Origin of the sequence: Ferrimonas futtsuensis DSM 18154 (assembly GCF_000422645.1) — a bacterium.
Classification (GTDB): Bacteria; Pseudomonadota; Gammaproteobacteria; order Enterobacterales; family Shewanellaceae; genus Ferrimonas; species Ferrimonas futtsuensis.
On the sequence record NZ_AUGL01000001.1, the window covers coordinates 177,625 to 195,173 of the forward strand.

At 59.1% G+C, this 17,549-nt stretch carries 17 protein-coding genes; 9 read left to right on the forward strand and 8 right to left on the reverse strand.

Annotation, left to right across the window (positions count from 1 at the left end; translation table 11 throughout):
• Positions 1-42: 42 nt before the first annotated feature.
• The gene (gene rhlB, locus G505_RS0100830; RefSeq protein WP_028107861.1) at positions 43-1,326 is read right to left on the reverse strand and encodes an ATP-dependent RNA helicase RhlB; all 1,284 of its coding nucleotides are present in this window, start codon (positions 1,324-1,326) and stop codon (positions 43-45) included.
• A 321-nt stretch (positions 1,327-1,647) separates the two neighbouring features.
• On the opposite strand from rhlB, the gene trxA reads away from it, so the two are divergent.
• Together trxA and rho are read left to right on the forward strand one after the other, a co-directional pair.
• Entirely contained in the window at positions 1,648-1,974 is a 327-nt protein-coding gene (gene trxA, locus G505_RS0100835) for a thioredoxin TrxA (protein WP_028107862.1), read from the forward strand.
• Positions 1,975-2,197: 223 nt separating this feature from the next.
• Positions 2,198-3,463, forward strand: coding sequence for a transcription termination factor Rho (rho, locus tag G505_RS0100840; protein ID WP_028107863.1), 1,266 nt, complete (start codon positions 2,198-2,200; stop codon positions 3,461-3,463).
• Between the two features lie 57 nt (positions 3,464-3,520).
• Here the strand turns inward: rho and G505_RS0100845 are convergent, their stop codons facing one another.
• Entirely contained in the window at positions 3,521-4,474 is a 954-nt protein-coding gene (locus G505_RS0100845; RefSeq protein WP_169628178.1) for a LysR family transcriptional regulator, read from the reverse strand.
• Positions 4,475-4,927: 453 nt separating this feature from the next.
• Here G505_RS0100845 and G505_RS0100850 point away from each other — a divergent pair, with 453 nt between their 5' ends.
• From G505_RS0100850 to G505_RS0100870, 5 genes are read left to right on the forward strand one after another with little or no spacing between them, the layout of a single operon-like run.
• Positions 4,928-5,107 (forward strand): hypothetical protein, encoded by a 180-nt coding sequence (locus tag G505_RS0100850; RefSeq protein ID WP_028107865.1) that lies wholly within the window; start codon positions 4,928-4,930, stop codon positions 5,105-5,107.
• A gap of 46 nt (positions 5,108-5,153) precedes the next feature.
• Positions 5,154-5,621: a cytochrome c3 family protein gene (locus tag G505_RS0100855; protein WP_035384940.1), complete on the forward strand. Its 468-nt coding sequence runs from the start codon at positions 5,154-5,156 to the stop codon at positions 5,619-5,621.
• On the forward strand, positions 5,618-6,283 hold the full coding sequence (locus G505_RS0100860) for a 4Fe-4S dicluster domain-containing protein (RefSeq protein ID WP_028107867.1): 666 nt from the start codon (positions 5,618-5,620) through the stop codon (positions 6,281-6,283). The genes G505_RS0100855 and G505_RS0100860 overlap by 4 nt, the downstream gene beginning before the upstream one ends.
• Positions 6,283-7,242 carry a cytochrome c nitrite reductase subunit NrfD gene (gene nrfD / locus G505_RS0100865; RefSeq protein WP_035384941.1) on the forward strand — a complete coding sequence of 320 codons (960 nt, stop codon included), beginning with the start codon at positions 6,283-6,285 and terminating at the stop codon, positions 7,240-7,242. Before G505_RS0100860 ends, nrfD begins: the two co-directional genes overlap by 1 nt.
• A 26-nt stretch (positions 7,243-7,268) precedes the next feature.
• A complete protein-coding gene (locus G505_RS0100870; RefSeq protein WP_084643701.1) occupies positions 7,269-7,559 on the forward strand; it encodes a cytochrome c3 family protein in 291 nt (96 codons plus the stop codon).
• Positions 7,560-8,145: 586 nt separating this feature from the next.
• On the opposite strand, the gene G505_RS0100875 is transcribed toward G505_RS0100870, so the two are convergent.
• Both G505_RS0100875 and G505_RS0100880 read right to left on the reverse strand, forming a co-directional pair.
• Positions 8,146-8,604 (reverse strand): NfeD family protein, encoded by a 459-nt coding sequence (locus tag G505_RS0100875; protein WP_028107870.1) that lies wholly within the window; start codon positions 8,602-8,604, stop codon positions 8,146-8,148.
• On the reverse strand, positions 8,601-9,533 hold the full coding sequence (locus G505_RS0100880) for an SPFH domain-containing protein (protein WP_051215772.1): 933 nt from the start codon (positions 9,531-9,533) through the stop codon (positions 8,601-8,603). Before G505_RS0100880 ends, G505_RS0100875 begins: the two co-directional genes overlap by 4 nt.
• Before the next feature lie 124 nt (positions 9,534-9,657).
• On the opposite strand from G505_RS0100880, the gene ubiD reads away from it, so the two are divergent.
• Complete coding sequence (gene ubiD / locus G505_RS0100885) at positions 9,658-11,124, forward strand: 4-hydroxy-3-polyprenylbenzoate decarboxylase (RefSeq protein WP_028107872.1); 1,467 nt, start codon at positions 9,658-9,660, stop codon at positions 11,122-11,124.
• Between the two features lie 101 nt (positions 11,125-11,225).
• Positions 11,226-11,921 carry an NAD(P)H-flavin reductase gene (gene fre, locus G505_RS0100890; protein WP_028107873.1) on the forward strand — a complete coding sequence of 232 codons (696 nt, stop codon included), beginning with the start codon at positions 11,226-11,228 and terminating at the stop codon, positions 11,919-11,921.
• Positions 11,922-11,993: 72 nt separating this feature from the next.
• Here the strand turns inward: fre and ubiA are convergent, their stop codons facing one another.
• The 4 genes from ubiA to uvrD all read right to left on the reverse strand — a co-directional run bounded on the left by ubiA (position 11,994) and on the right by uvrD (position 17,547).
• On the reverse strand, positions 11,994-12,866 hold the full coding sequence (gene ubiA, locus G505_RS0100895; RefSeq protein WP_028107874.1) for a 4-hydroxybenzoate octaprenyltransferase: 873 nt from the start codon (positions 12,864-12,866) through the stop codon (positions 11,994-11,996).
• Between the two features lie 74 nt (positions 12,867-12,940).
• Positions 12,941-14,572 (reverse strand): methyl-accepting chemotaxis protein, encoded by a 1,632-nt coding sequence (locus tag G505_RS0100900; protein WP_028107875.1) that lies wholly within the window; start codon positions 14,570-14,572, stop codon positions 12,941-12,943.
• Positions 14,573-14,722: 150 nt separating this feature from the next.
• Positions 14,723-15,226 carry an aminoacyl-tRNA deacylase gene (locus G505_RS0100905; protein ID WP_028107876.1) on the reverse strand — a complete coding sequence of 168 codons (504 nt, stop codon included), beginning with the start codon at positions 15,224-15,226 and terminating at the stop codon, positions 14,723-14,725.
• Positions 15,227-15,372: 146 nt separating this feature from the next.
• Positions 15,373-17,547 carry a DNA helicase II gene (uvrD, locus tag G505_RS0100910; protein ID WP_035384942.1) on the reverse strand — a complete coding sequence of 725 codons (2,175 nt, stop codon included), beginning with the start codon at positions 17,545-17,547 and terminating at the stop codon, positions 15,373-15,375.
• Between the last annotated feature and the right edge of the window lie 2 nt (positions 17,548-17,549).

Genomic DNA, 17,549 nt, shown 5'->3' on the forward strand with positions numbered 1-17,549 from the left:
GACCCTAGAGTAACGGCGGCCAAAAGGCCGCCGTTGCTGGTACTAACGCTTGTCATGTCGACGCTGACCGGAGGAGCGGTCACGTCCGCCGGGACGCTTGCCGCCGGTGTTGGTGCGACGATGGCGCTGAATCCGCTGAGGCCGCTTGAGATCGCTCAGCAGCGCCTCTGGGTCATAACTGGTCACCGGAATGGAGTGACCGATGTAGGCCTCGATGTCCGGCAGGTTCAGGGCATACTCTTCACAGGCAAAGCTGATGGAGGAGCCTTCGGCCCCGGCACGACCGGTACGGCCGATGCGGTGCACATAGTCTTCGCAGTCATCGGGCAGATCGTAGTTGAATACGTGAGTCACGTCCGAGATATGCAGGCCACGGGCCGCCACATCGGTGGCCACCAGGAAATCCAGCTGGCCGCCTTTGAACTGCTCCAGGATGCGCAGGCGCTTCTTCTGGGGCACATCACCGGTCAGCAGGCCAACGCGGTGGCCATCGGCCTCCATCCAGCCATGAATGTCTTCACAGCGGTGCTTGGTGTTGGCAAAGACGATCGCCTTGTCGGGCCACTCCTCCTCGATGAGGGTCAGCAGCAGCGGCATCTTCTCTCGATTGGAGGGGTAGAACAACTCCTCCTTGATGCGCTTGGCGGTCTTCTGCTCCGGCTCCACCTCGACGTGCACAGGATCGTTCATGTGTTCATAGGCCAGCTCTTTCACCTTGAAGGAGAGGGTGGCGGAGAACAGCATGTTACGACGCTCTGCCGCAGGCGGCATACGGCGGAAGATGTAGCGGATGTCGCGGATGAAGCCGAGATCGAACATCCGGTCCGCCTCATCCAGCACCATCACCTGAATGGCATTGAGGTTGTAGACCCCCTGCTTGAGGTAATCGATCAGCCGGCCGGTGGTACCGATAAGAATATCGGTGCCCGCCTGCAGCTGATTGCGCTGGGCATCGTAACCTTCGCCGCCATAGACCAGGCCCATCTTCAGGCCGGTGCTCTTGGCCAGGGGCTCCGCATCCTTGTGGATCTGGATGGCCAGTTCCCGGGTAGGAGCCATCACGATGGCACGGGGACTCTTACCGTCGTGCTGTTCAGGCACAGGGCGAGTCATCAGTTCATGAAAGGTCGCCGCCAAAAAGGCCAGAGTCTTTCCGGTTCCGGTTTGAGCTTGACCGGCAATGTCCTTGCCGCCCAGCACGATAGGAAGGGAGAGCGCCTGAATCGGCGTACAGTGGGTAAACCCGGTTTCCACCAGAGCATCGGCCACTTCTTTGGCGAGTGGCAGGTCGGTGAAACGGGTGTCAGTCAAGTGTGTTTTGCTCATGGTTGGAAAGCATACCGGATGCGCTTGCATTAGAAAACGTGATCCAGTCAAATATTACCGATTCTGTTGCCCTGTCCGAAACTCGATCCTCCGAGGTCCGGTCTGAAGAGGAAATGCCCAGAAACGGAGCCTGTCTGTGTAAACGCCACCGACACGCACAATTTCTGTGGCAGGGAAGAAATCCCAGCAGAAACCGACACAAACAGTGCCCCGGTGAAGATTTACGCACTTTTTTAGCCGCCGGAGGCTTGAAAGCCAAGGCAAGGAGCCCAAGATCGCAACCATGGCTCCGAACCGAGCTATCACTAAACGGAGTAAACAATGAGCGATAAGATTGTACAGCTGACCGATGACAGCTTTGACGCTGACGTACTGCAGTCCAGCAAGCCTGTACTGGTAGACTTTTGGGCTGAGTGGTGTGGTCCCTGCAAGATGATCGCCCCGGTCCTGGATGAACTGGCGGAAGAGTATGGCGAGCAGATCGTCATCGGTAAGGTGAACGTGGACCAGAACAACGCCACCCCGGCGAAATTCGGCATCCGCGGCATCCCTACCCTGCTGCTGTTCAAGAACGGCGAGCTGGCCGGCACCAAGGTTGGCGCGGCCTCCAAGACCCAGCTGAAAGAATTCATCGACTCTCATCTGTAATGGGATCCAACCCAGGCTTCGGCCTGGGTTTGCCCCTCCCTTCTCACAAAGCCGTAAAATCCCTTTGGGATACTGGACGCCTTTTTCCTTTAGTGCTAGTTTATTAGCCAACACTTGCCTGCCTGATTCGGCTCCTGCCCTCGGGCACTCCCTTAAAATTTCAAATAATTTGTAATGAAAGCGTGGGCATCAGCCACACGCAAACAACCACAAAGACCCTTCCATGAATTTATCTGAACTTAAGCAGAAACCCATTTCCGAGCTCGTCGCCTTGGCTGAGTCCATGGGCCTGGAAAACATGGCTCGCGCCAGGAAGCAAGATATCCTGTTCGCCGTACTCAAAGCCCACGCCAAGAGCGGCGAGGACATCTTCGGCGGTGGCGTTCTGGAGATCCTCCAGGACGGTTTTGGTTTCTTGCGCAGCGCCGACGCCTCCTTCCTGGCCGGTCCGGACGACATCTATGTCTCCCCCAGCCAGATTCGCCGCTTCAACCTGCGTACCGGTGACACCATTGCCGGTAAGATTCGGCCCCCGAAAGAGGGCGAGCGTTACTTCGCTCTGCTTAAGGTCAACCAGGTCAACTATGACCGCCCGGAAAACTCCCGCAACAAGATTCTCTTCGAAAACCTGACCCCACTGCATGCCAACGATCGTCTGCGCATGGAGCGAGGCAATGGCTCCACCGAAGACATCACCGCCCGGGTTCTGGATCTGGCCAGCCCCATAGGCAAAGGTCAGCGTGGTCTGATTGTGGCACCGCCCAAGGCCGGTAAGACTCTGCTGCTGCAGAACATCGCCCAGTCCATCGCCTACAACCACCCGGACTGTGAACTGATCGTACTGCTGATCGATGAGCGTCCCGAAGAGGTGACCGAGATGCAGCGTCTGGTCAAGGGTGAGGTTGTTGCCTCCACCTTCGACGAGCCCGCTTCCCGCCACGTCCAGGTGGCCGAGATGGTGATCGAGAAAGCCAAGCGCCTGGTCGAGCACAAGAAGGATGTGGTGATCCTGCTGGACTCCATCACCCGTCTGGCCCGCGCCTACAACACCGTCATCCCCTCCTCCGGTAAGGTACTCACCGGTGGTGTGGACGCCAACGCCCTGCACCGTCCCAAGCGGTTCTTCGGTGCGGCCCGTAACGTGGAAGAGGGCGGCAGCCTGACCATCATCGCCACGGCCCTGATCGACACCGGTTCCAAGATGGACGAAGTGATCTACGAAGAGTTCAAGGGCACAGGTAACATGGAACTGCACCTGTCTCGCAAGATCGCCGAGAAGCGCGTCTTCCCTGCCATCGACTTCAACCGCTCCGGCACCCGCCGTGAGGAGCTGCTGACCAGTCAGGAAGAGCTGCAGAAGATGTGGATCCTGCGTAAGATCCTCCACCCCATGCAGGAGGTGGAAGCGATGGAGTTCCTCATCGACCGTCTGGCCATGACCAAGACCAACGACGAATTCTTCACCGCCATGAAGCGCTCCAAGGGTTAAACAGACCCGCAATGAAAAAGGCCGCTGATGCGGCCTTTTTTGCGTGTTGATCCCGGGTCAGTCCCTCATCTCGGCGGCATCCCGGACAAATTGGCGTACCGCCTCCACCAGCCAGGCAGGTGCCTGATGACCCGGCCTCTGCAACATATGGAACCCTGGCATGTGTTCACCAAAGTTGTGCTTGACCACCACCCTGCGCACCTCTTCCGGCAACCGCTGAACCCGGATGCCATGTACTGAGCGCAAAAAGCCCACGGCCTGGCTGCCACAGACCACCGACAGGTTTGGTGAGTCTGCCACCATCTCCACCAGCTCAGCCAGACTGTTTACCCGCGCCTCCAACACCAGGTCCTGCCCCAGGGCCCTGGCGGTGCGCTGCAACATGTCCTCCTTGGAATTCACCTCGGTCATCTCAGTCACCACCTGGGGGTAGCTCATCAGGGCATCCAGGGTCAGCGGCGCTTCGTGCCAGATATCATGGCCGGCGCACCCCACCAGATAACTGGCCTGGTTCTCCGCCACCAGTTCACTGCCCATCTTGGGATAGCCTTGGGCAGAACAGAACACTCCGATGTCCACCTGGTTGCGCTCCATGTCTTCGAGGACACCGGCTCCCCAGGTGCGGGTCACCACATCGATGCTGGCCTGATGTTCATGGCAGCTGTAGTTCAGGTGTTGGGTTAATCCCGCACGCAGAGGCGCCGGTACGCTGAGCACCACTTTGAGCTTCTCCTGCTCCACAGGGTGCAGCTGCCTCGACAGTGCCTTGGCATGCTTCAGCAACTGTTCCATCTCGGGAAAGATGCGGGTAGCCACCGGGGTGGCTTCGAAACCGTACTGGCGACGAATGAACAGCGGGTCACCGATGCTCTGACGCAGGGAGGCCAGGGCGCGGCTGACTTTGGAAGGCGGTACCTGCAGGTGCTTGGCCACCGCCTGGGAGTTCAAGGTGCCGTAGAGTCGAACAAACACCAGAATATTAAACAGGGTTAACTCACACAGTTTATCCATTCCATTTTCTTCAGACATGGTTAGCCCCTTGCAAAAAAAGCTTAAATTTAAAATAGCATTAATTACCTACATCGCGCCACATAATTAAAGTTTTAAATTTGGAGTTTTATAATCCTGTTATCCGATTTGTGAAACCGGGTCTTTCACTAAATGCATTTGACTGGCCGAGAACTGCTTTAAAAAGCCGTTTCCAGCTAGAATTACGATTATCATAATGGGCTATTGCACTTATTCACATATAGAAAGCCAGGAAACCGAAAGACAACTATGTAATTATCCGATTTTCGCAGAACTCTTTTCCCAATAATGGAAATATTTTCTAGATCAAATAATGGGTCAGTTTTATTTGTTTGCGCGATTTATTTTGATCGCAATCAAATAATTTCTATTATTTAAGTGGAGATAATAATAACCAAGAAAGGGAAACGCCCTTTTTAAATCCAGGAGGATATTATGAGCTTCGGTACTTTCTTAACTGTCGTTATACCTTATCTGTTCCTGTTCTTCGTTCTGTTCGTTGCCCTGCCCTACATCGCCTCTGCGATTGTTGTCGGCATGTATGAATATCTGACACAAGGACGGAAGCGGGAGGTGAAAAGCCCTGCCCCCCGCCACATCAACCACCAACACTGAACACCCTGGGCGCCCGCAAGGGCTCCCGCTCTCCCCGGAGGAAATTATGAGAGATCGATGCCTGATTTCGATCCTGGTCAGCTGCGCCCTGATGCTTGGGGCGCAGCCCCTGGCCCAGGCAGCAGAGGACCCATCCGCTCAATGCCTGCGCTGTCATAAGCGCAATGGCACCATGGAGGGAGTCCATGCCTCCATCGGCAGCAAGGGGCTGGCCTGCACCAGCTGCCATGGCGACAAGGGACAGCATCCCAAGAACAAAACCCCAGTGATCACCTTTGGCCCGGACAGCGTTACTGATGTCCTGGTGCAGAATCAGCGATGCGCCCGCTGCCATAAACCGGGCAAGCTGAGGGCTGGTGACTGGACCCATGATGTCCATCAGAAGGTACTGAGTTGTGCTGCCTGCCACCAGTTGCATCCAGGCCAGGATCCCATCCGCGGCATCGGCGAAACCCAGCGCACCCAGCTGTGTGTGGACTGTCACGGCGCCCGCAAGGCTAAGGAGTCACTATGAGCCTGACCAGACGAGACTTTCTGGGCTGTTCCGCCCTGTGCGCTGCCGCGGCGGCGGTGGGCATCAGCAACGCTGGTGAATCCGCAGTCCAGGGCAAGAACCTGGCGCTGATCCACGATGAGACCAAGTGCATCGGTTGTCGCGCCTGTGAGCAGGCCTGCCGCGAGGTAAACCAGGTGCCCGACGGCGTCAGCCGCCTTAAGCTGAACATCGACGGTCCCTATCACAAGGAAGATCAACCCTACTACGTCTTCACTCGGGAGAGCTGCCAGCACTGTCAGGACGCCCCCTGCATCAGCGTCTGCCCGACTGGCGCCGCCTTCCGCGACGAAGCCACAGGCATTGTGGATGTGGATCCGTTCAAGTGCGTAGGGTGCCAGTACTGCCTGGCCGCCTGCCCCTACCGGATTCGCTTTATCAACCCGGTGACCAAAGCCGCCGACAAGTGCGACTTCTGCCGCAAGACCAATCTCGCTCAGGGTAAGTTGCCCGCCTGCGTAGAAGCCTGCCCTACCGGCGCATTGACCTTTGGTGACCTCAACGATCGCAACAGCGAGCTGGTCTCGGTACTGCGCAATGCTCGCACCGTCCGCGACAAGCTGGATCTGGGCACCAACCCCAAACTGTTCCGCATCCCCAGTCAGAAGCCGGGAGTCCTATGATGAGCAACCTAGACAGCGTACTGCACTTCGACACCTTGGTGTGGCACTGGCCCATCGCCATCTACCTGTTCCTGGCCGGCGTCTCTGCCGGCGCCACCCTGGTGGGCATTCTCACCAAGCGTAAACTGGAAAACAAAGGCTTGCCGGCACACCACAGCGGCATTGTTCAGGGCGCCGCTGCCGTCGGCCCCCTGGCGATCATGGTCGGCCTGATGCTGCTGGTGCTGGACCTGACCAAGCCCCTGGAGTTCTGGAAGATCATGGTGTTCTACAACCCCACCTCGGTGATGAGCCTTGGGGTGATCGCCGCCTCTCTCTACATCGGCGTGCTGCTGGTGTGGCTGCTGATCGCCTTTGCCGGCCCCCTGCAGAAGCTGGATGTGGCGCTCCCCAGGTTCGTTAAGTTGGTCAACTGGCTCTGCCGCCAGGCTCGCCCCATAGAGAACACCCTGGCGCTGCTGGCAATCATTCTGGGCGCCTACACCGGATTCCTGCTGTCCGCCCTCAAGGGCTATCCCATGCTCAACAATCCGATACTGCCCATCCTGTTTCTGGTGTCCGGGGTCTCCTCCGGGATAGGGGCGTCCATCCTGATGAGCCTGGCACTGTTCAAGCACAAGCCGACCGACGAGGACATCCACTATGTGCATCACCTGGAAACCCCCGTGGTGATCACCGAAGCCTTCCTGCTGTTCGCCTTCTTCATAGGACTGGCGTTCGCCGGAGGACAGAGCCTGGTGGCGGCCAAGGTAGCACTGGGAGGAGGGTTCTGGTCCGCCATCTTCTGGGGCCTGGTGGTGGTGGGCGGCATGCTGGTACCCGCCGCCCTCAATCGCTGGTTGCCAGAACGGATCAAGCAGAGCAACGCCATAGTGGTCACCAGCTGCCTGCTGACCCTGGTCGGGGTGTTTGCCCTGCGCCATTTCGTACTCTATGCCGGCCAGATGACCGTGGCCTGACGCAACAACCAATAAGGGAAATGATGATGAAAGCGAAACTCGTGCTGTTGGCCGCGTGCCTGGCCTTACCCCTGGCGGCTCAACCTCTAGCAGACATGCACAGTGACATGTCCGGCTGCGAAAGCTGCCACGCCGACGGTGTTCCCAGCAGCGATCTGGCCCATGAAAACGCGGCCTGCATCCAGTGCCATGGCGGCCTGGCGGATCTCGAAGGGGAGACTCACCAGGCCCACCAGGGAAACCTGGAGTGCGCCGACTGCCACCAGGTCCATGAAGAGGCCGCCGCCAGCGAAAGCTGCGAGAACTGCCACCAGTAGCAACACCGGGGCTGGGGCCCCGATGGATCCCCAACTGAGCCAGGATGGCTCTGTCTTTCGAGACTCTCATCTTTTTTTGGCCACCCTTGGGTGGCCCTTTTTTATTCTCTTGGTTGAACCAATGGCGACAATAACGAAACAAGCCGCGGGCGAATATTAAAGTCCCGCAAAATAATCAAAATAAATCAACCAACTCCAAAATGGACGAAATTCTGAATATCACATTAAAGCCTTGCAATAATGTAAATTCCACCATGCTAAAAAAGCACAAATCATCATCAATCCAGGGTTAGTGTTGACTTGCAGGCCGCCCGACACCTTTTTTGTTGTATCCGGGCATCGACTCAAAACGAACAGCCCATGACAGTGCCCGCTCACCCGCGGCGAGAATACTCTCTGACGACGGGGTACGATATGAAAGATGCATATGAAAGGGTAAAAATGAACAACCGACAACTGCAGCCCGCCCCGCCGCAATTAGACCAAACACTCTAGGCCTTTTTTCTGGCAGTCGGATGCGCAGAAAATATAAAGGGAGCAGATTACTGCTCCCTCCGGGCTTTCATGACTTGCAGTGGTGAGTCACTCAATCCAAGGCAGAAACCACCAGCTTGGTGCCTTCCACCCGAACCACCTGCACCCTGACTCCGGGCTCCAGGGTGTCGCCACTCTCAGAGCAAGCCAACCAGCTGCTGTCCCCCAGTTTCACCCGCCCCTCTTGAGCGCTCACCTGGGTCATCACCACACACTGGCTGCCCACCAGAGATTTGGCCCTCTGGTTGAGACCACTTCGATCACGCCCCAGCTTATCCCGGCGACGCTGGTACAGGTACCAGGCCAGGGTAAAGAGTACCGACAGAGTCGCAAACAGCACCCATTGGTTCTCCGCCTTGATGTCACTGAGGCGAGCCACCACACTGGTGGCCATGGCCGCCCCGCCTATCCATAGCAGATAGCCCCCGGAACCGAGCAACTCCAGAGTCAGCAACACCAGCCCCAGGATCAGCCAGTAGGTGGCGTTCATGGAGAGAAAGAGATCTATCACGACTGCTTCCTCACAGTCTCAATCAGCTGGGTAATGCCGGCAACGGAGCCCGCCAGGTTGCTGCCCTCCATGGGCAGCAGCACCAGCTTACTGGAGTCGGCAGTACCGATGTTGGAGAGGGCCTCAGTGTACTTCTGGGCGATGAAGTAGTTGATGGCATTCAGGTCACCCTGGGCGATGGCATTGGACACCGTGGTGGTGGCGTTGGCTTCCGCTTCGGCCTGACGTTCGCGGGCTTCCGCCTCGAGGAAGGCCGCCTGACGCTCGCCCTCCGCGCGCAGTACCGCCGCCTGCTTCTCACCGTCCGCCTTGAGGATGGCCGACTGCTTCACCCCTTCCGCCTCCAGGATCTCGGCCCGCTTGGAGCGGTCCGCCTTCAGTTGGGCGTTCATCGCCTCGATCAGCTCTCGCGGCGGGGCGATGTCCTTGATCTCGATACGGGTCACCTTGACACCCCAGGGCTGAGTGGCCGCATCCACCACCGCCAGCAGACGATCGTTGATCTCGTCCCGGCGGGAGAGCATCTCATCCAACTCCATGGAGCCCAGCACGGTACGCAGGTTGGTCATCGCCAGGTTCTGGATGGCGTTCTCCAGGTCGTTCACCTCGTAGGAGGCGCGGGCCGCATCCACCACCTGGATGAAGGTCACCCCATCCACAGTCACGTTGGCGTTATCTTTGCTGATCACCACCTGACTGGGGATATCCAGCACCCGCTCCATCATGTTGACCTTATTATTAATCTGGTCGACAAAGGGGACGATCAGATGCAGGCCGGGCTTCAGGGAGGTGGTGTAGCGGCCGAAGCGCTCGACGTTCCACTCATGGCCCTGGGGCACGATCTTAACCGCGGTGAACACCGCCACCAGGGCGAAGACCACGAAGATGATGCTGGGACCCAGCAGCTCGATTAGAAGACCTATGTCCATCTCTCTTCCTTATCTCAATGGGTTGAAGGCGGCGACAGCCGGTGCCTGGGACAGTATACTGTCCGGCAATGATGTCATGACCACTTTCGGGAATGATTGCAGTCAGTAATGTAGAGACTATCGCATGAAATTCAGGGATATACGAGAGTTCATCAACCACCTCGAACAAGAGGGGGAGCTCAAACGGGTGACCGAACAGGTGGATCCTCACCTGGAGATGACCGAGATCAGCGACCGGGTGCTGCGCAACGGCGGTCCCGCGCTGCTGTTTGAAAACGTCAAAGGCAAGCAGATGCCGGTACTGGCCAACCTGTTTGGCACGCCGAAACGGGTGGCCATGGCCCTGGGGCGGGAAGACAGCAGCGCCCTGCGGGAGGTCGGCGAGCTGCTGGCCTTCCTCAAGGAACCCGAGGTCCCCTCTGGCTTCAAGGACGCCATCTCCAAGGTGCCGATGTTCAAGCAAGCGCTGAACATGCCCCCGAAACGAGTCTCCAAGGCGCCGTGTCAGCAGGTGGTGATCAGCGGCGACGATGTGGATCTGACCCAGCTGCCTATCCAGCATTGCTGGCCCGGCGACGTGGCACCTCTGGTCACCTGGGGCCTCACCATCACCAAGGGTCCCAACCAGAAACGCCAGAACCTGGGGATCTATCGCCAGCAGTTGCTGGGCAAGAACAAGCTGATCATGCGCTGGTTGGCCCACCGCGGCGGTGCACTGGACTACAAGGATTTCCAGGAAAAGCACCCGGGCGAGCGCTACCCGGTGTCCGTGGCCCTGGGCTCCGATCCTGTGACCATCCTCGGGGCGGTAACCCCAGTGCCCGACGCCATGAGCGAGTATGCCTTCGCCGGGCTGCTCCGAGGCGAGCGCACCGAGGTGATCAAATCCGTCAGCAATGACCTGGACGTCCCCGCCCACAGCGAGATCATCCTCGAAGGCTATCTGGAGCCGGGTGAGGAAGCGGATGAGGGCCCCTATGGCGACCATACGGGTTACTACAACGAGGTGGAGCGCTTCCCGGTGTTCACCGTCACCCACATCACCATGCGCAAAGACGCCATCTACCACAGCACCTATACCGGCCGTCCGCCGGATGAGCCCGCCATGCTGGGGGTCGCCCTGAACGAGGTGTTTGTGCCCATTCTCAAGAAGCAGTACCCGGAGATTGAGGATTTCTACCTCCCTCCCGAGGGGTGCAGCTACCGGATGGCGGTGATCACCATTAAGAAACAGTATCCTGGCCACGCCAAGCGGGTGATGATGGGAGCCTGGAGCTTCCTGCGCCAGTTTATGTACACCAAGTTCATCATCATCTGCGACGACGACGTCAATGCCCGGGATTGGAACGACGTCATCTGGGCACTGACCACCCGAGTGGATCCCACCCGGGATACCCTGGTGGTGGACAACACCCCCATCGACTATCTGGATTTTGCCTCGCCGGTGGCAGGACTCGGCTCCAAGATGGGCATCGATGCCACCAACAAGTGGCCGGGAGAAACCGACCGTGAATGGGGCGAGCCCATTGTCATGGACGAAGAGATCAAGCGCCGGGTGGATGAGCGCTGGTCAGCTCTGGGTATCGATTAGCCCCATCGGAAATATCCTGCTGCCGCCCTGGGGCATGACTGGCCCCAGGGTTGGCGTTCGCGCTACAATGCGGCGCAAACCGGAATAAGAATGAGAACTCAATGCAAAGGATCAGCTGTAACATCGCCTCGGTGACCCCCCTGTGCGATACCGTTTTCAAGGTCATTCTCACCCCAGAACATCCTGTCCAATTCCAGGCCGGTCAGTACCTGACTGTGGTCATGGGCGAAGAGGACAAGCGCCCCTTCTCCATCGCGTCCAGCCCGGTGGACGGCAGTCAGCTGGAGCTGCACATCGGCGCTTCGGTCGCCGAGAGCTACGCCATGCAGGTGATCGAGCGCCTCAATGAGAGCGACAGCATCGATGTCGAACTGCCCTTTGGCGACGCTTACCTGCGTCAGGAGAGTGACCGCCCCCGCCTGCTGGTGGCCGGCGGTACCGGTTTCTCCTACATCAACGCCATCATGGACACCCTGATTGCCAAGGGTGACACCACCACCACCTTCCTCTACTGGGGGTGTCGTGACCGGCAGGCCATGTACCTGGAAGACAAAGCCAGCGCCTGGGCAAAGCAGCTGCCCCACCTCACTTTCGTGCCTGTGTTTGACCAAGCCCAAGAGGGCGCGCGTCAGGGTACGGTGATCGACGCCATCTGCAGTGACTTTATCGGGTTGGGCGAGTACGACATCTACATCGCCGGCCGCTTCGAGATGGCCGGGGCCGCCCGGGAGGCGTTCCGCCAGCATGGGGTGGATGAAGCCCACCTCTATGGCGATGCCTACGCCTTTATGAAGTAGTGCTTTGCACCACTAACCATAAAAAAACACCGCCAACTGGCGGTGTTTTGTTATGGGACAGAGCGTCCGCCATCAGCTGATGGCGTAACTGGCGACCACACCGGTAAACAGCGCCAGCCCCGCCCAGTTGTTATTGAGAAACGCCTTGAAGCACAGCGCCCGATCCCGATGGCGAATCAGCCTCTGCTGATAGAGGAAGAGCGACGCCATGGCGACCATGCCGACATAGTATGGCCAGGCCAGTCCCAGGCGAACACCCAGGCTGATCAGCAGGCCAAGACAGACCATCTGCAGCAGGGCGATGATGCGCTTGTCCCAACGGCCGAACCAGATGGCGGTGGAGCGAATGCCCACCTTGAGGTCATCCTCCTTATCCACCATGCCATACATGGTGTCGTAGGCCACAGTCCAGCACCAGTGGGCCAGGAACATGATCCAGGCTTCCACAGGCACGGCACCGGTCTGGGCGGCGAAGGCCATGGGAATGGACCAGCTCCACACCACCCCCAGCACCATCTGGGGGCCGGGGAAAAAACGCTTGGTGAAGGGGTAGATCACCGTCAGGGCGATCCCCACAAAGCTCATCATGATGGTGAGGGTATTGAGGGTCAGCACCAGGGAGAAACAGATAAGTCCCAGCACCACAAAGAGTGCCAGTGCCTCCCAGGCTTGCAACTCACCACTGGCCAGGGGGCGCCCCTTGGTGCGCTCCACATGCCCGTCGAGATCCCGATCGGCGTAATCGTTAATGATGCAGCCGTTGGCGCGGGTCAGCCAGACACCGATGAAGAACACCAGCAGGACCCGGGTTTCCGGCGCGCCGTCGTGGGCCGCCAGCCAGATGGCTGACAGGGTGGGCCAAAGCAGCAGGAAGGTTCCTATAGGGCGATCCAGCCGGGCCAACCTCACATAGGGGCCCAGGCGATCACGCATAACAGCTAGCATCATCCGTGCACGGTCTCTTAAGAGTTCAACTGCGGCCATTATGCGTGATCCAGATCAGATTTTACAGTGGCTTGCTAACCGCTGAAGCTGAATCTCTGCAGTTGATTCTGCAAGGATGCGGCGTGGTCCAACAGGGCCTGACTCTGTCTGGCCACCTGCTGAGCCTGCATCTCTACCTCACTGCCCGACTCGTTGGCGCGAATCAGATTCTGGTTGATCTCTTCGGCCACGGCGCTCTGCTGTTCGGAGGCCGTGGCAATCTGGCCAGCACGATCATTGGCATCTCGGATGCGGCTCACCACCTGCTGCAGTTCCAGGGCCATCGCCTTGCTTTCAGCCGCACTGTCGCTGGCCAGGGTAGTACAGCTGCCCATGGCTTCCACAGACACCATGGCGCCCCTCTGCAGGGTTTCGATGGTGCTCTGCACCTGGGAGGTGGACTCCCGGGTTCGGGCTGCCAGGCCGCGCACCTCGTCGGCCACCACGGCGAAGCCCCGGCCCTGCTCTCCGGCCCGGGCCGCCTCGATGGCGGCATTAAGGGCCAGCAAGTTGGTCTGTTCGGAGATGCCGTTGATCACATCGGTGATCTCGCCGATCGCCTGCACCCCCTGGTGCAGTTCGCGGATGCGATCGGCACTGGCACTCACACTGGCCGCCAGTTCATTGATCCGCTCCTCGGCCTGATGCATCCGCTGCTGACCCTGTTCACTGCTGTCGCTGGCGGCATGAGTGGTGGTGGCGGTCTGTTCGGCATTGTTGGCCACGTCGCCAATGGTGTGGCTCATCTCATTGACCGCGGTAGCCACCTGCTGCAGCTGAGACTGTTGCTCGGTAATGGAGTGACGGCTGGCCTGGGCTGAGTCGGCCAGGGCCAGGGCCTGCTTCTGAGCATCGGTGGCAGTGCGCTTCACTTCGGAGAGCACGGTCACCAGGGACTGGCGCATCTTACCCAGGGCCTGGGCCAGATGACCCAGCTCGTCCCTGCGATCATGCAGATGGCTGTCTTTGTCCCCCAGATCGCCGTCGGCCATGGCATCACAGGCCACCTCCAGCTCATGGATGGCGGTCGCAATGTCCCGCCGGACGAAGTGGCTCACCAACTGGGTGACGGCTGTGGCGATCAGCGACACCCAGATCAGTCTGATCACCAGGTCCCAGAACAACGCCTGACCATTGGCGTGCTCGATGCCGGCACCGATCACCCAGTTCCAATCATCATCCCGCACAACGTAGCCGGTTTTCTCCACCGGCTTACCGTCGCTGCCCTTGAGGTAGTAGGTCAGGAAGCCCTGTCCCTGGCTTCGACCCAGGTTGACCATCTCCTGCCAGAAGGGGGACCCATTGAGGTCGGTCTCACCGGTGATGTCCTGACCCAGAGCGTCGGTCTTATAGGGGTGGGCCAACAATTTGCCATCGGTACCCAGCACCCAGAAATAGTGCTTACCCTCAAACCTGAGCTGGGTCAGGGCCGCCAGCGCCTGAGCCTTGGCCTGTTCCTCTCCCAGGGTTGCCGCCTGACTCTGGTAGAAGGTCACCAGAGAGTGCGCCTGATCCAGGTGCCCCCTGAGGGCCTGATCCGTAGCATCGTTGATGCGACTTTTAAGGAGGTTGGCGGAAAAGATAAGCAGCCACAGGGTGGCAATAATGGAGAGGATGACCAGAAGCCACAGCTTCTTGCTGATAGAAATTCGCTTCAGTAACAGCACTTTAACTTCTTCCTTGAGAGACGTGTAACCGCAAAATACACGCTTCTCAAGGTGGGGTACTGATCTGGATCACGACTGTAACAACTTCGACGAGATCCCCGCCCCCAGTTCACTATCCATCGGGCTCAGCAGAGCAAGTAATCCGCTCGCCTACAGCCAGCGCCGCTGGCCATAATCCAGAGTCGGCTGCACACTGAAGCGACCATGGCGGTCTTTGCGCATCACCTTGTCAAAACCCTGCTTGTCCAACTGCACCAGCAACTGATGATCCCCGGCCTCGAAGTAGACCCTGTCCTGATCCGACAGGGCATCATCCACCACCACCGGCAGGTTGTAGGCCTGACCTAGGGCCGGCAGGGCACCGAACTGGCAATCGGGGAAGCTGCGAGCCGCTTCCACCTCCTCCATCAGACTGAACTCCCGCTCCATGAGCTCTCCCAGGCGCTTGAGGCGAATGCGGCGATCGGCGGGGAGCACCGCCATCAAGTGGCGTCCCTCATGATCTTCCAGCATCACTGCCTTGGCCACCTGCTGCTTGGGAATGCCGGCGCTGATGGCGGACTGCAGGGCTGACTCGGTGTAGGGGTGTGACACCACCTTGAAAGGGATGCCGTTCTGATTCAGGTATTCACTGACGCTGATAGCAATGCCCATTTCCCATCCTCCTCACCAAGAAAGAGCCTCAGTTTAAGTGTAGGGGGTGTGGGCCCTGAGGGCGCAGTTTTGCGCCCACTTTGTGTGGATTGGCGGCGCGGTCGCCGGCTTGGGTCGTCGGTTCGGGCACCGACCCCGAAGAACCATTAGACGGGTTGCAGCCTGGCGTAAGCCACCACCAGCCATTTGATCCCCTGGCCATCGAACGCCACCTGCACCCGACTCTGAGGACCGGTCCCTTCATAGTTGATGATCACCCCGTCGCCGAACTTGGGGTGCTTGACCCGTTGCCCCAGTTTTAATCCGGTGTTGTCGAAGCTCTCCTGGGTACGGCTGAAGCGATTGACCGCCTTGGCCTGAGTCACCTGAGTCTGAGGGCGGATCTGCTCCAGATACTGCTCCGGGATCTCACTGAGGAAGCGGGACGCCTTGGCAAAGGTCTCCCGACCATAGATACGACGGCTTTCTGCATAGGTAAGGTAGAGTTTCTCCATGGCCCGGGTCATGCCGACGTAGCAGAGGCGACGCTCCTCTTCGAGGCGGTCCCCCTCCTCTACGGCCTTCTGGCTGGGGAACATCCCCTCTTCGACACCGCAGATGAACACCAGGGGAAACTCCAGACCCTTGGCGGAGTGCAGGGTCATCATCTGCACCGCATCCTCACTGTCGCTGGCCTGATTCTCCCCCGCCTCCAGGGCGGCATGGGCCAGGAAGGCGTTGAGATCGCTCATCTCATCCGCTTCCTCCGGTTTCTCGAAGGTGCCGGCGGCGGTCACCAGTTCCTGCAAGTTTTCCACCCGGGCCTGCCCCTTCTCCCCCTTCTCCTGCTCATACATGCTCTTCAGTCCGGAGTGCTGAATCACATGATCGGTCGCCAATTTCAGGCTGAGATCGTCGGTCTCATCCTCCAGCTCCTCCACCAGAGACATGAAGCCACGAACCGCGTTGGCTGCCCGCCCGGAGAGGGCTTTTTCGTTGAGCAGCTGCTGACAGGCGCGCCACAGGGAGAGTCCGTGCTGACGGGCGGTGGTTCGGAGTATGTCCAGGGTGCGATCGCCAATGCCTCGCGCCGGAGTATTGACCACCCGCTCGAAGGCGGCATCATCCCCCCGGTTGGCCACCAGACGCATATAGGCCAGGGCGTCCTTGATCTCCTGACGCTCGAAGAAGCGCAGCCCGCCGTAGATACGGTAGGCCACCTGCTGATGCAGCAGTGCCTCCTCCAGTACCCGCGACTGGGCGTTGGAACGATAGAGCACGGCACAATCGGAGAGGGCCCCGCCCTGCTCCAGGTGCTGACGGATGCGACTGACAATAAAGCGCGCTTCCTCCAGCTCATTGAACGCCTGGAACACCGAGATCAGATCGCCGTCCCGCCCTTCGGTCCACAACTCCTTGCCCATGCGCTCGGCGTTGTTGGCGATCAAAGTGTTGGAAGCCGACAGGATGTTGGCGGTAGAGCGGTAGTTCTGCTCCAGGCGGATCACCTGGGAGCCGGGGAAGTCATCCAGAAACTTGGATAGGTTCTCCACCTTAGCGCCTCGCCAACCGTAGATGGACTGGTCGTCGTCGCCGACGATCATCACGTTGGTGGTGTTGCCGGCCAACAGGCGAATCCAGGCGTACTGAATGGCGTTGGTGTCCTGGAACTCATCCACCAGCAGATGACGGAAACGCCCCTGGTAGTGCGCCAGGATATGGGGGTGGTTCAGCCACAACTCATGGGCTCGCAGCAACAGCTCGGCAAAATCCACCAGGCCGGCCCGATCGCAGGCGTCCTGATAAGTGGTATAGATGCGCAGCAGGGTCTGCTCCATGGGGTGATGGCTGGCATCGATGTGCCTGGGACGCAGCCCCTCATCCTTCTTGGCGTTGATGTAGCCCATCGCCTGGCGGGGCGGCCAACGCTTCTCATCCAGGTCCAGGCTTTTGAGAATGCGGCGGATCATCCGGTACTGGTCATCGGCGTCCAGAATCTGGAACCCTTCCGGCAACCCGGCTTCCTGATGATGGGCCCTGAGCAGTCGATGGGCCAGGCCGTGGAAGGTGCCAATCCACATGCGGTTCATGGGCCCCCCCACCAGGGACTCAATCCGGCCGCGCATCTCCGCCGCCGCCTTGTTGGTGAAGGTCACCGCCAGGATGGCGAAGGGGCTCTCGCCCTGATCATTGAGTAACCAGGCGATGCGGTGGGTCAGAACCCGGGTTTTACCGCTTCCGGCCCCAGCCAGCACCAACAGGGAGCCCGGCGCCGACTCCACCGCCGCCCGCTGCTTATCATTGAGCGAATCGAGGAGGGGGTGAGAGTGTGCTGCAGTCATGA